Origin of the sequence: Chryseobacterium phocaeense (genome assembly GCF_900169075.1) — a bacterium.
Lineage (GTDB): Bacteria > Bacteroidota > Bacteroidia > Flavobacteriales > Weeksellaceae > Chryseobacterium > Chryseobacterium phocaeense.
The window spans coordinates 1,976,923-1,991,126 of record NZ_LT827015.1; the positions used below are offsets into that span (position 1 = coordinate 1,976,923).

Below are 14,204 nucleotides of genomic sequence, written 5' to 3' on the forward strand. Positions count from 1 at the left end.
TTTTTTAATATTTTATTTTCAATAATTACTGAAAGTTCAAAAATATTTTTATCTTTGAATAGAAATTAACAAGACTAATTCTTAATCCTATGAAAAGCATTTATAAAATAATCAATTACGGTATAGCTACAGTCTGGATTATTAATGGTCTCTTCTGTAAAATACTGAATTTTGTTCCGCGTCATGAGGAGATTGTTGCAAGAATTTTAGACAGTCATTATTCAAGGTTTTTAACGGTTCTGATCGGCTGCTCAGAAATTGTAATGGCGGTCTGGGTTATAACGGGAATTCATTCCAGATTCAATGCACTCGCTCAAATTACAATCATTGCATCTATGAATATCCTTGAATTTATATTGGCTCCTGATTTACTGCTTTGGGGCAGGTACAATTCATTATTTGCTTTTCTCTTTATTGTACTTATTTATTTTAATGAGTTTCATTTAAATCCAAAAAAACTAAACCATCATGTTTGACTTTTTAAAAAACCATCCGTTTTCAGTAGAAGCTTTTTTTGAAAGCTCTCTTGTACTGACGTTTGCAGTTCCCAAAGAACAGCTGCAACCTCTTATTCCGGAGTGTCTGGAACTCGATACTTTCCAGGATCAATGGGCTTTTGTAGCAGCAGCAATGGTTCAGACAAAAAATTTACGCCCAAAAGGGTTTCCGAAGTTCATGGGAAATGACTTTTTCCTGATCGGCTACCGCGTATTTGTAAGATACAGGAGCAATACCGGAAAAAACCTGCGCGGACTGTATATTCTTAAATCTGAAACGGATAAAAAGAAAATGGAAGTGATGGGTAATCTATTTACCCATTACAATTATTCCACAACAGACATTCAGCAGAAGGAAAAGGGAAATGTAAAAGAAATACAATCTGTTAAGTCAAAATTTAAAGTAAGCATCAGTAAAAAAGAAGAAAATATTCCTCTCTCACCCAACTCTCCCTTTGCAGACTGGAAAGAAGCAAGGAGATTTGCAGGGCCGCTGCCATTCACTTTTACCTACAATAAAGAAACCCGGGAAGTACTTATCATCGAAGGGGTAAGACAAAACTGGACTCCCGCACCGGTACAGATTCTCAACTATAATTTCGGATTTTTAGATACGCTTAAACTGGAAAACGCTGTTTTGGCCAATGCTTTTATCATTAACAACATTCCATACTACTGGAAAAAAGGAAAAATTGAATCATGGAAACAAAAAGAAGAAAATTTCAGGGTGTCCTGAATATTCTAAGCTTCAACCGTCATTTTTATATTATAGGAATAGGAGTTTTAGCTTTAATAACAGCCAGTCATCAGATATTTGAATGGCCGGATCTTTTATACTGGATTATTATAGCTGCATTTCTTTATGGGCTTATCACGCCATTAATAGTATCAGCATACATCTATGATTTTTCGGGGTATTATGAGTTTCAGTGGCTGAAAGACTGTTCCATTGATGAGTCAAAAGCAAAAAATATTTTAAATATCAATGCGGGGTTTGATGAAACGAGCTACATTATCAAAGACAAATTTCCACAAGCCCATTTAAAAGTATTTGATTTTTATGATGCGAAACGGCATACGGAACCGGCTATAGTAAGAGCCAGAAAAGTGAGTATTGTATACCCAGACACCCAACAGATACATACCGGTTCAATTCCTTTGCCTGATCAGTCAGTTGATATTATTTTTCTGCTCTCTGCTGTACACGAAATAAGGTCACATGAAGAAAAGATCATCTTTTTAAAAGAATGCCGCCGCTTATGCAAAACGGATGGGAAGATAATTATGGTAGAGCACCTGAGGGATTTTCCGAATTTTTTGGCTTTTTCTGTAGGCTTTACTCATTTTTTCTCAAAAGCTGTATGGAGAAATGCTTTTATTAATGCCGGTTTTGCATCATTCAAAGAGGTAAAATTCACCTCTTTTATGTCAGTTTTTATTTCTACACCTTAATCATCCAATGCCATGGAAATTCACCTACAGATCACAGGAACGCTTTTAATTGTTTTAGCATGTGTTCATATTATTTTCCCGAAATATTTTAACTGGGAAAAGGAACTTCAGTCATTAAGCCTGATGAACCGGGAAATGATGTGGGTTCATACCATCTTTATAGCCTTAACGGTATTTCTTATGGGCCTGCTTTGTGTAACCTCCCCGCAAGAGCTTACAGGAACCGCTTTCGGTAGAAAAATTGCCCTTGGATTTGCCGTCTTCTGGACCATCCGGCTGTTCATCCAGTTTTTTGGTTATTCTTCAGCGTTATGGAAAGGAAAAACTTTTGAAACCATTGTCCACATTATTTTTTCCCTGCTTTGGGTATACCTGAGCGGATTGTTTTGGATCATCTGCTTTTAGTACGTCATCTAAAACTATTTGTACTAAAATCTAAATAATTGACATTAATTTTTCTATTTTTGGTTGAATTTAATTTGATTTTAAATGAAAAAGCTGACATATACACTTTTATTTGCTTCGGGGCTTGCTTTCGGACAGTTTTTCGAGCAAGATAAAGCTTTCACCAAACAGGATACTTTAAAAGGATCTGATACCCAATTCAGAAATTTCTGGGATGTAAAAAAATATGATCTTTCCGTGGAACCTGATTTTGCACAGAAAAGTATCAAAGGCTATAACAAAATCAGTTTTGAAATCACCAGGGACATCACCGATCCTGTTTTTCAGATTGATCTTCAAAAGCCAATGAAAGCGGACAAAGTAGAGGCTAATTTCCCTGTTTCCAAATACAATCAGGATGGTGACTTTATTTTTGTTACCGCTAAAAAGAAATTCAAAAAGGGAGAAAAATATACCATTGATGTCAGCTATTCCGGTAATCCTGTGATTGCAAAAAACGCACCCTGGGACGGCGGCTGGGTTTTCGCTAAGGATGAAAATGGAAATCCGTGGATGAGTGTTGCCGATGAAGGAATCGGTGCTTCCATATGGCTTCCCACCAAAGATATCTGGAGTGATGAGCCGGACAACGGAATCATTATGAAGATTATTACCCCGAACGACCTTGTAGGCATAGGAAACGGAAGACTGATCAGCAAAAAAACAGAAGGAGGAAAAACGGCTTATACCTGGGAAGTTAAAAATCCGATCAACGCCTATTCTATCATCCCTAATATCGGCAAATATGTCAATTTTAAAGATACATTTACCGGTGAAAAAGGAAAACTGGACCTTGATTACTGGGTTCTGGACCACAACCTGGAAAAAGCAAAGAAGCAGTTTCAGCAGGTAAAACCGATGCTTTCCGCATTTGAATACTGGTTCGGGCCCTACCCTTTTTATGAGGATTCTTACAAGCTGGTAGACTCTCCTTATCTCGGAATGGAACACCAGAGCAATGTAGCCTACGGAAACGGATATAAGAACGGATATCTGGGCAAAGACCTTTCCGGAACCGGTGTAGGACTCAACTGGGATTATATCATTATCCACGAAAGCGGCCATGAATGGTTTGCCAATAATATTACCGCCAAAGACCAGGCGGATATGTGGATCCATGAGAGTTTCACCATGTATTCCGAGGTGCTTTTCACGGAGAAATATATGGATAAGAAATCAGCGGATATATACGGAATCGGGGTTCGTAATATGATCCAGAACGATGTTCCCATTATTGGAAAATACGGTGTAAGAAATGAAGGAAGCGGTGATATGTATCCGAAAGGAGCCAATATGCTGCATACCATACGCCAGGTGATCAATAATGATGAAAAATTCAGACAGATCCTGAGAGGACTGGGTAAAGATTTCTATCATCAGACGGTCACCACCAAACAGATCGAAGATTATATGTCATCCAAATCAGGAATTGATCTTTCCACCATCTTCAATCAGTATTTAAGAACGACAAAAATCCCTACCCTTGAATATTCTCAAACGGGGGATTCTTTAAAATTCCGTTACACCGATGTGGTTAAAGATCTGAAACTTCCTCTTATGATTAATGGTGATCAAACCATCGCCCCAACGGAAAACTGGCAGACAATTAAACTTAAGAAAAACGGTCCGGTAGAGTTTAATAAGAACTATTTTATTAATTATAATAACATTCAGTAAAGCGAAAGAGCAAAAAGGCGAAAGGGTGAAACTGCAAAATACGAGGTAGTCTTTTTATATTTAAACCTCCAAAAGCTTTTTCGCAATTTTGCCTTTTTACCTTTTTGCCTCTCCCTCACAAATTTTAAGAAAACTTTATGTCTTCCCCCGTAACAAACTGATAAAAAAACTACTATTTAACTATAAAAATTTAAACCTAATGAGAAAAGCAGCAATCAGCCTGGGTCTTTTCGCAGCCTTTATGGCCAATGCCCAGTCCATCAAAACAACGATTGATCTTGTGAATGTAAAAGACGACAAGGTAGCCGTAACGATGGAATTCCCTAAAATGAAATCGGGAGACATCAAATTTCATTTTCCTAAAACCGTTCCCGGTACTTATTCTGTAGATGATTACGGAAGATTTGTGGAAGGCATCAAGTTTTATGATAATAAAGGAAGGGAACTAACGTATACCAAGGTTAATGATAATACGTATTCACTAAAAAATGCTAAAGATTTAAGCAAGGTAACCTACCTCGTGAATGACAGTTTTGATGATGAAATGGACAATTCAAAACACAAGGCTGTATTTTCCCCGTCAGGAACCGATATCGAAGAAGGAAAAATCTTTATGATCAATACCCATGGATTCATTGGATATATTGATAATATGCAGGATGTTCCTTACCAGCTGATCATTCAGAAGCCGGCCGGATTCTATGGAACAACCGCGTTGGTAGACCAGGACAAATCCGATGCTACAGATACCTTTACCCTCGCTAATTATGCCAAAGTAACGGATTCGCCGCTGATGTACACCAAACCTGATTATATTACCTTCAATGCCGGAGGAATGGATCTGGTACTGGGTGTTTATTCTCCGACAGGAAAATACAAAGCGGCAGACTTCAAAGATAATCTTGAAAAAATGGTAATGGCCCAGAAAAAATTCCTGGGTGACATGAATACCAATAAAAAATATGCGATCATGCTTTACCTTTCCGGAGGTGACGGTCCGCAGATCAAAGGTTTCGGGGCACTGGAACATCACGAATCCACCAGTGTGGTACTTCCTGAAATGATGCCGAAAGAAGCGATTGATAAAACAATCACAGACGTGGTTTCGCATGAATTTTTCCATACCGTAAATCCACTGAAAACACATTCTGAAGAGATTCATTATTTTGATTATGCCGATCCTAAAATGTCACAGCATCTTTGGATGTACGAAGGCGGAACGGAATATTTTGCCAATCTTTTCCAGATCCAGGAAGGTTTGATCAATAAGGACGAATTCCTGCAGAGAATCAATGAGAAAATTACCAATTCAAAGAACTACGATGATACCATGCCTTTTACGGTGATGAGTAAAAACGTTCTGAAGGATGAATACAAAGACCAGTATAGAAACGTGTATGAGAAAGGAGCGTTACTGGCTATGTGTCTGGATATTGAACTCAGAAAACTGTCCAACGGGGAAATGGGCTATCGTGATATGATCAGAAAGCTGTCCCAGAGATTCGGGGAAAACAAGCCGTTCAAAGATGACAAGCTGATTGATGAACTGGTTACGGTTACCGGATACCCTCAGGTGAAGGATTTTTACAATAAATATATCGCAGGCAACCAGCCGACGCCATACGCAGAATACCTGAGCATGGTAGGCGTAGAAGCTAAAAAGCAGGATACACCGCCTCTTTTCTGGTTCATTAAAGATCCTAACCAGACAGGGTTTAACGATAAGAACAACACGTTCGTATTTGACGAAAGCTCTGCACTCTCTCCTTTCGCCAAAAGCATAGGATTTAAAATTACAGACGAGATTTTTGCGCTTGACGGAAAAACTATTGATATCCAGAAGATTCAGGATTTCATCAACTATACCAAAACCATTAAAGAAGGGCAAAATGTTACCGTTACCATTATCAGAAAAAATGGTGATAAAACAGATAAGATAGACCTTAAAGGTAAGGCCATACTGGATAAAATGACTATAGAAACGCTTCAGTATAAAGCCAGCCCAACCGCAGCAGAACAGAAGCTGCAAAGCCAATGGCTGACCGGAAAGAAATAATAAAAATACAGGTATAAAAAAAGCGGGAAAAATTTTCCCGCTTTTTTATTTTGTTACTTGCTGCTTTGCTTTTGCAAAAGTTCCAGCGTATGTTTTACATGATCATTTCCTTTCCATTCGTCATGGCCGGGGATCACTTTGGCGCTGGCAGGATATTTGGCCTTCAGATTCTTCATAGTTGCAGGCCATTGCTGTACATTGGCTTCTCCCGTATACCCAAGATCAACTGCAGAGCTGCTTTTTACCAGACAGCCACCATCCAGAACATTATATTTCGGAAACCATACCACCACATTATCTGCTGTATGGCCTTCACCCAGAAAATCTACTACAAATTCTTCGCCGCCGATCTTATATTTTTTTCCGGTCTTTGTTATGGTATTGGAGGTTGCTTTTCCTTCTTTCTTCAACAGCTCATTGGTTTTGGCTGTTGCATAGGTTTTGATTCCTTTATTATTGTAAAAGCTCAGGTCTCCGGCTCTGTCCTCATGTGAATGCGTAGCAAATACAGCAATTACCGGTAAATTATGACGCTTTTTTATGGTGTCCATAAGGCTTTGATACTGGGTTTTCTGCCAGGGAACATCAAACAGCACCACTCCTTTTTTGGTCACAAGGTAGAGCGCATTGGTAGAATATTCTTTACCGCCAAAAACACCGAAGGTTTTGTACAGATAAAGGTTTTCACCAAAAGGTTTCTCAATGACAAAATCACGCACCTGCGCATTAAAAAAATTAATTAAAAATAAAAACAACACCGTAAAAACCTTAACACTTTTCTTCATAATTTTTATCGTATTTAATTGAACAATCGAAATGTAAATTGCTGAAAGGGCCCATTGGAATCAATTGAGGCCTGAAAGAAGTGCAAATTTATCTATAATTTATCTAATCCAACCGGCATCAGAAGGATTTAACTTTTTTTAATACTATAAAAGTCTGATGAAGCCTTAGACTCGTTAGGCAGCAAGAAAACGATATATTTACGCTTTTCCTTTTTTAATTGTGATTCTAAAAGTACTTCCTTTCCCTACTTCGGTCTGGGAAATTTTAATGTCTCCGTTGTGGTATTCATGAATGACTCTTCTGGCCAGTGAAAGTCCCAGTCCCCAGCCTCTCTTCTTGGTTGAATATCCCGGTTTGAATACATTTCTTACCTGCTGTTTGGTCATTCCGCTTCCGGAATCTTTTACTTCAACAAGGATATTTTTATTTCTTTCAAAGACATACATTTCCAGTATTCCTTCACCTTTCATGGCATCTACCGCATTTTTTACAAGGTTTTCAATCACCCAGCTCATCAGAATCTTGTTATGGGGCACCAGAATAGTATAGGTAGGAAGGTGCAGGCTGAAATCTATTTTTCTGGAAATCCGGGTTTTTAAATAATCATAATTTTCTGAAATGGTTTCATTAAAATTCAGGTCATTCAGCTCAGGAACCGAGCCTATTTTTGAGAAACGTTCGGAAATGGTCCTCAGTCTTTCGATATCTCTTTCTATTTCATGTACACCGTCCGAATCCGGATGATCCAGCTTCATAATTTCTATCCAGCCGATCATAGATGATAAAGGAGTTCCGATCTGGTGGGCTGTTTCCTTTGCCAGTCCGGCCCAGAGGTATCCTTCATCCGTTTTCTTGATAGTCCTCAAAAACCAGAATGAAAACAGGAAATAACATAGAATAAAAAAACCTAAGAAATAAGGAAAATAGCGTAAATTATTAAGAATCTGAGAGTTGTCATAATACACAAACTGATTGTTCCCGTCCGGAACTTTGATTTCAATAGGCGGATAGCTTTTTGCCATTTTTTTTGCTAAAAGGGTAACCAGAACAGGATCTTTTTCAATTTCCTGTGGAATATTTTTATGAACCATCGGACGGTCTTCCCGATCCAGCACAACCATTGGAATGGTTGTATTGGAGCTGTATATTTTAAGGATCAGTTCCTGTACTTCCAGACTTGGTGTTACTTCCTGCTGAAATTTCAGCGCACTTACGAGGATATCTACCCTTTTGATTTCCTCTTTCCTGAGAAAATTGATAAGAATAGTTGAAGCGACCACAATGGTCACCACCACAATGGTCATCAGCAAAAATATGATCCAGTTATTCAGCCTGGCAAATATGGATTTCCTCAAAATCTGTTATTTTAAAACATTCAGGATTTTCTGCAGTTCTGCATTTCCGCTTCCCTGATAGTTGTTGATAATGATTGAAAATGTATATTTTTTTCCGTCTTTCGCGGTGTGATAGCCGGCAAAAGATTTGGTATCCCTCATGGTTCCGCTTTTCATCTTCATTCCGTTTTCCTGAACCGGAAAACCATCATAATAAGCATCAAACCAGGATTGTTTTTTTGCATACAGCAACGCCTGGACTTCTGCTTTCGCGGCTACATAATTCTGGGGTGAAAGACCACTTCCATCAGCAAAATTGATCATATTCGGGTTGATACCTTTTGATTTCCAGAATTCTTTTAAATAAGCCACTCCGGTTTTAAAGCTGGAATTTCCTTTCTTTTCCTTTCCCAAGGTTTTAATTAAAGTTTCCCCATACAGGTTGACACTTTTTCTTAAAAACCAATATACGATTTTATCCAGAGTCGGCGACTGATAGGTCAGAATGGTATTTTTTGCCACTGCCGGAGCAGATTTCCCTTCCAGTTCGAGCTGTGAAGCCGTTACCGTCTTTCCTGAGATTTCAATACCGGATTCTTTAAGCCACTGCCCAACTTCGGTTCCCAGCTGAAGCGGCGGATTGGGAAGAGCCCCTGAAACCGTCACTGTTTTTCCAGCCGGCAATGTTCCGTTTATTAATGCGACTTCAGAATGGGGAGCAGTAAAAATAAGACTCTGATCCGAGCTTCCTCCTGCCTTCAGGTCATTAAGCCATTTAATATTTCCCAATGGATAGGAAAAACCTTTAAACTCGGTCCCGTTAATATTAATGTCAAACTGATTTTCCCGCCAGTTAACTCCCCAGACACCGGCCCCGTAATAGTTCCCGAGATCATCCCACGGCCATCCTCCCGGAATCGTCTGATGGTCAAAATAAGAATCATCAACCACCAGATTACCCGTGATCTTTTTGATTCCTGAATTCTTTACCGCTTCAATAAACTTCTTTTTAAAATTTTCCGGTTTACAGGCCTCATACCTCCAGCTTCCCAACGTAGGGTCTCCGTTGGAACTGATGATCAGATCCCCGTTCAATGTTCCTGAAGACAGGTTTCCGGAATATCCGGCGGTTGTTTTAAAAGTATAGTCTTTTCCCAATGTTTCCAAAGCTGCTGCTGCGGTGAAAACTTTCTGTGTAGAAGCTGTGGAAAGACCTTTATTTCCCTGATACTCGTAAATAAGCGTCCCGTTTTCATCGGTAACGTAGAACGATAATCCGGATGCCACCGCTCCCGAAGATTCCATAAGGTCTTTGGTGGCTTTATCCAGTTTCTGCGCAATATTCTGAGCAGAAATCATCTGAACCGACAGTGTAAGCACTGCAAGTGTTTTTTTCATTGCAATTTTTTTGATAAATCCGGGTTTTCCATTCCAACGCTACGGTTTTGACGCTTTGGAATGTATTTCACAACATTATATTCAATTCTTAATCAAATATAATAAAAATAAGAGTTTGATTTTAATGGCTTAAAGCAGGCTGCCTGCCTCTATTTCGTAAGGTTCTTTATCTTTTTCAAAAATCCTCGTCAGCTCACTTCCTTCCACCGTAATGGTGTCTCCTGTCCTTCTGATCCAGTTTCCTTCACGGAGGCCGACTACTTTTACATCATTCTGAGTCAGGAATTCTCTGATCCTTGTTTCCCTGGTTTCCCCGTTGTGCTTCAAGTCTGGATTTGGGTCAAGATAATGCGGATTGAGATTGAAAGGAACCAATCCCATACAATCGAAGCTTGGCGGATATACAATAGGCATATCATTGGTAGTCTTCATATTCTGTCCTCCTATATTGCTCCCGGCACTGCATCCCAGATACGCTTTTCCGGATTCAACATTTTCTTTTAAAACCGACATTAAACCTTCTTCATGCAGGGTTTTCACCAAGAGGAATGTATTTCCACCGCCTGTAAAATATCCTTTGGCATGATTCAGGGCCTCTTTCTTGTTTTCAAATTCATGAAGGCCTTTGACTTTTATATCGATGGTTTCAAAAAATGAACGTGCTTTTGTGGTATAATCGTCGTGAGAAATACCGCCGGGCCTTGCGAACGGAATGAAAATAATTTCATCAATACCCTGATATAATGTGATTAATTCTTCTCTTAAGTATTCTAAATATTCACCACCGAAAATGGTGGAAGTGGACGCTAATATGATATTCATTTCAGGAAAATTATAGTGATTATGTGAAAAACTGATACAAAGATAAACTCAAACACCGACGAATCAAAAATTAAGCTAAAAAAAACAATTGATCCGTTAATATCTTCTAAAAAAACTTAAAGCTTCTAAAATTTGAGGTTTTCTGGAATTATTCTTGGATTTTAGAAAAAAGAATTTTAAAAATGTAAGATTATGAAAATGACTAAAATCAATATTAAGAACTTATTTCTGGGGTTAATATTTGCCGGAACTGCAAGTCTTGTCAATGCACAGACTACTAAAACAGATACGGCAGCCAGCACAACAACTACAGCCACTACAGCACAAACAGGAGATACATCTATTGAAGGTCTTAAAAAGCAGATTGAAGCCAATCCGAAAGATACGGATGCACTGGTGAAATTGGCAACCGCCTATCAGGATGCTTCAGACTGGACCAACGCAGTAGATACATGGAAAAAAATATCAGTTTTATTGCCGGATTGGGCTCCATCATATTACAGTCAGGCTTATGCCTACCAATCAGCTAAAGATGATGCCAATGCAAAACTGGCCTATGAAAAATATGTAGCCGCTGTAAAACCTGCAGAAGTAGAACAAAATAAAAAGAATCTGGCCTACGCCTATTTCTATCTTGCCTTTACAGAACAGAAAACTGACCCAGGCAAGGCAAAACAACATATTGCTAAATCCCTGGAGTATGATCCTACCAATCAGGACGCTCTAAAACTTAGCAAAGCTTTAAATTCATAGTTAAAATCCGGAGAAATCCGGATTTTTTTATTTTTAGTCGTCGTTTCAATCCCAGTTTAGAATTTATTCAACTATACAATAAGTGTATACCTGTCCAACATGAACTTCCATCTTCTCTCTTCCTTCTTCCAACCCTTTCCACAAACTTAATCAATCTTCTTCCCAAAGAAATCCGTTTCCCCATGGAGATGCCGCATGATCTTTTCTATATTCCTGTCAATACTCGCTTCTGTTTTCAGATTGTTGATATACCGGATCAGTTCATGCCTTCTGGATGGAACCAGGTTTTCAAAATTACCGGAAGCTAAAGGACTGGCTTTAATCGCTTCATCCAGTTTAGGATGGATTGCAATACTCCGGTCTGAATCATCATATTCTATAAAAATTTCAAGCGCCTCCCCTATTCGTTTCGGTGAATTTTTCAGCATCACAAGGTTCACATACAACCTCCATTCTCCCCTATATTTCATAAGGTTTTGCTGAAATTCTTTTCCGTTTACCGTACCTTTTACGGGAACCGGGCTTTTATCCTTCCCTGCTTTCTCAAAAATCAGGGCTAAGATGTCTTCCGGAACAAAAACAAAGGGATTAATTCCTATAATATCAAGGGCTGCAGTGAAACTGGTGTTTTTCATGTTTGTTTGTATATGAGCAATAAGCAATAAGCAAAGATAATACATCTGACATCTGACATCTGACATCTGACATCTGACATCTGACATCTGACATCTACACAAAATTAAAACTTTCCACTCACAAACGGAATTCTTATCTTTGCAACAATAAATCTATCAAACAAAATGAAATTTTTTATTGACACCGCCAATTTAGAGCAGATTAAAGAGGCCAGAGACCTTGGAATTTTAGATGGGGTAACAACCAACCCTTCCTTAATGGCAAAAGAAGGAATTCAGGGAAGCGAAGCCATCAAAAATCACTATAAAACGATCTGTGAGCTTGTAGACGGAGATATTTCTGCTGAAGTACTTTCTACTACCTATGAAGAAATGATTAAAGAAGGGGAAGAATTGGCAGCAATCCACCCGAATATCGTTGTGAAAATCCCAATGATCAAAGACGGGATCAAAGCATTAAAATATTTCTCCGACAAAGGGATCAAAACCAACTGTACGCTGATTTTCTCAGCAGGACAGGCGCTTCTGGCAGCTAAAGCCGGAGCTACTTACGTTTCTCCTTTCCTGGGAAGACTGGATGATATCTCTACAGACGGACTGGGACTTATCCAGGAAATCAGATTAATTTTCGACAATTACATGTATGAAACTGAAATCCTTGCAGCGTCTATCCGTCATTCCATGCACATCATCGACTGTGCTAAAATCGGGGCAGATGTGATCACGTCTCCACTTCCTCCGATCTTGAGCTTACTGAAGCATCCCTTAACAGACAGCGGACTGGCTCAGTTTGTGGCAGATTCTCAAAAATTAGCTTAATTATTAAAAGCTATTCAGATATAAAAATCCCGGAACTTTCTTGCTCCGGGATTTTCTTTTTATTTCAACAGATCTAGTTCCAGAATATTATTTTCTTTTTTAATTTGATTGATCAACTGCATTTCTCTTTCTTTTCTCTTCGCATCAGATGTTTTTACCAGTTTTCCTGAATCATCAATTTCCATAATATTACGGCCTTGTGCCTGCATCAGCTTTTCACTTTTCATGGGATCTTTACAGTAATCTTTAAAAGCTTGTTTATATTTTGCTTCATTCAATTTAATAAGGTTAAAACTATTCTCTCCGGAATTCTTCCATTCATACCCTTCCGGAAGCTTTTTAATTCCCTTTAGTTCGAATGAATGTGTCTGGCTGGAGTCTTCTAACTTTACAATAAGTCCGGGAAGTCCATAGAATTTATAGGGTCCGTCCTGAATAAGCACGTCTGTGGTAAACCATGCGGTCCATTTTCTGCCGGCAAATTCACAAACAGCTTTTTGAGCAGTCAGTTCTCCGATCTTTGCTTTTTCAGGAAGAATTTTCCATTTTTGCTTTCTGCCGTCCTCTACCCTATACATATCCATACCCAGAGAATTGAAAAAATTGACCGAATAATCAGGATATGACTTTTCAACACTATAACGAATTTTACCCTTGAACTTAATTTTTGAAAGATCCGTTTCTATTCCACGCTTAGCACACATATCCATAGCAGCGGCCCAGGTAGAATCCGATTTAAAAACATCACTACTGTAAAACTTAGATCCTTTCGGAATAACATCCAGAAACATTATTTCAGTCTCCGGGGTATTTTTTGCAGTAGAATCAATGCTATACTTATACTCATACATGAATCTTTGCCTTTGAGCACCGACTGAAAGGGTTAACAGCAGAATGAATAAGATGGCTAATTTTTTCATGATCATGATTAATATGATTTTAAATTTTCTTCAACATTTTTAATTACCCTGCAGGGATTTCCCACCGCAACCGCATAATCGGGAATATCTTTGGTGACTACACTTCCCGCTCCTATCACGGCATTATTTCCAATGGAAACACCGGGCAGGACGACCACATTTCCTCCCAGCCATACATTATCTCCTATGCTAATCGGATGGGCATATTCCAGGCCTTCATTGCGCTGTTTGGCATCAAGCGGATGTCCGGCGGTATAAAAGCTGCAGTTCGGGCCGATGAAAACATTATCCCCGAACTTCACTTCAGCGCAGTCCAGGATGGTAAGATTATGGTTGGCATAAAAATTTTCTCCTACTTTAATATTGTATCCGTAGTCGCACCAAAAATTTGGTTCTATGCAAATACGTTCTTTGGCTTCCCCAAGGATCTGCCTGATTAAACGGTCCCGGTTTTCGGCATCAGAGTTCTTCAGATGATTGTATTCCAGACATAGGTCTTTGCAGGCAATCCGTTCATGAATCAGTTCTTTATCATAATTGGCGTCATATAAAAGCCCGGCAGCACATTTTTCTTTTTCTGTCATAAATTGCATTTCAAAGTTTAAGGTTTA

The 14,204-nt window shown here is 38.8% G+C and carries 15 protein-coding genes; 8 read left to right on the forward strand and 7 right to left on the reverse strand.

Annotated elements, in window-relative coordinates; all coding sequences use genetic code 11:
• The first annotated feature begins 89 nt into the window (after positions 1-89).
• From B7E04_RS15770 to B7E04_RS15795, 6 genes are all read left to right on the forward strand, one after another.
• Positions 90-476 (forward strand): DoxX-like family protein, encoded by a 387-nt coding sequence (locus B7E04_RS15770; protein ID WP_080779478.1) that lies wholly within the window; start codon positions 90-92, stop codon positions 474-476.
• A complete protein-coding gene (locus tag B7E04_RS15775) occupies positions 469-1,233 on the forward strand; it encodes a DUF2071 domain-containing protein (RefSeq protein ID WP_080779479.1) in 765 nt (254 codons plus the stop codon). The genes B7E04_RS15770 and B7E04_RS15775 overlap by 8 nt, the downstream gene beginning before the upstream one ends.
• On the forward strand, positions 1,197-1,949 hold the full coding sequence (locus tag B7E04_RS15780; RefSeq protein ID WP_080779480.1) for a class I SAM-dependent methyltransferase: 753 nt from the start codon (positions 1,197-1,199) through the stop codon (positions 1,947-1,949). Before B7E04_RS15775 ends, B7E04_RS15780 begins: the two co-directional genes overlap by 37 nt.
• Positions 1,950-1,961: 12 nt before the next feature.
• Complete coding sequence (locus B7E04_RS15785) at positions 1,962-2,354, forward strand: hypothetical protein (RefSeq protein ID WP_080779481.1); 393 nt, start codon at positions 1,962-1,964, stop codon at positions 2,352-2,354.
• An 84-nt stretch (positions 2,355-2,438) separates the two neighbouring features.
• Entirely contained in the window at positions 2,439-4,070 is a 1,632-nt protein-coding gene (locus tag B7E04_RS15790) for a M1 family metallopeptidase (protein ID WP_080779482.1), read from the forward strand.
• 199 nt (positions 4,071-4,269) lie between these two features.
• Positions 4,270-6,126: a M61 family metallopeptidase gene (locus B7E04_RS15795; protein WP_080779483.1), complete on the forward strand. Its 1,857-nt coding sequence runs from the start codon at positions 4,270-4,272 to the stop codon at positions 6,124-6,126.
• A 53-nt stretch (positions 6,127-6,179) separates the two neighbouring features.
• Here the strand turns inward: B7E04_RS15795 and blaIND are convergent, their stop codons facing one another.
• From blaIND to pepE, 4 genes are all read right to left on the reverse strand, one after another.
• Positions 6,180-6,911, reverse strand: a complete 732-nt coding sequence (gene blaIND / locus B7E04_RS15800; protein ID WP_080779484.1) for an IND family subclass B1 metallo-beta-lactamase — start codon at positions 6,909-6,911, stop codon at positions 6,180-6,182.
• Positions 6,912-7,109: 198 nt separating this feature from the next.
• Positions 7,110-8,270, reverse strand: a complete 1,161-nt coding sequence (locus B7E04_RS15805) for a sensor histidine kinase (protein ID WP_228440043.1) — start codon at positions 8,268-8,270, stop codon at positions 7,110-7,112.
• Between the two features lie 3 nt (positions 8,271-8,273).
• Positions 8,274-9,644, reverse strand: coding sequence for a D-alanyl-D-alanine carboxypeptidase/D-alanyl-D-alanine endopeptidase (dacB, locus tag B7E04_RS15810; protein WP_080779486.1), 1,371 nt, complete (start codon positions 9,642-9,644; stop codon positions 8,274-8,276).
• A gap of 129 nt (positions 9,645-9,773) precedes the next feature.
• Entirely contained in the window at positions 9,774-10,466 is a 693-nt protein-coding gene (gene pepE / locus B7E04_RS15815) for a dipeptidase PepE (protein WP_080779487.1), read from the reverse strand.
• 192 nt (positions 10,467-10,658) lie between these two features.
• Between pepE and B7E04_RS15820 the strand changes: the two genes are divergently transcribed.
• Positions 10,659-11,219, forward strand: a complete 561-nt coding sequence (locus B7E04_RS15820) for a tetratricopeptide repeat protein (protein WP_080779488.1) — start codon at positions 10,659-10,661, stop codon at positions 11,217-11,219.
• Positions 11,220-11,365: 146 nt separating this feature from the next.
• On the opposite strand, the gene B7E04_RS15825 is transcribed toward B7E04_RS15820, so the two are convergent.
• Positions 11,366-11,854, reverse strand: coding sequence for a YdeI/OmpD-associated family protein (locus tag B7E04_RS15825; RefSeq protein WP_080779489.1), 489 nt, complete (start codon positions 11,852-11,854; stop codon positions 11,366-11,368).
• A gap of 165 nt (positions 11,855-12,019) precedes the next feature.
• On the opposite strand from B7E04_RS15825, the gene fsa reads away from it, so the two are divergent.
• Positions 12,020-12,673 carry a fructose-6-phosphate aldolase gene (fsa, locus tag B7E04_RS15830; RefSeq protein WP_048506812.1) on the forward strand — a complete coding sequence of 218 codons (654 nt, stop codon included), beginning with the start codon at positions 12,020-12,022 and terminating at the stop codon, positions 12,671-12,673.
• 59 nt (positions 12,674-12,732) lie between these two features.
• Here the strand turns inward: fsa and B7E04_RS15835 are convergent, their stop codons facing one another.
• The gene (locus tag B7E04_RS15835; protein ID WP_165439452.1) at positions 12,733-13,593 is read right to left on the reverse strand and encodes a GLPGLI family protein; all 861 of its coding nucleotides are present in this window, start codon (positions 13,591-13,593) and stop codon (positions 12,733-12,735) included.
• 8 nt (positions 13,594-13,601) lie between these two features.
• A complete protein-coding gene (locus B7E04_RS15840; RefSeq protein ID WP_080779491.1) occupies positions 13,602-14,177 on the reverse strand; it encodes a sugar O-acetyltransferase in 576 nt (191 codons plus the stop codon).
• Between the last annotated feature and the right edge of the window lie 27 nt (positions 14,178-14,204).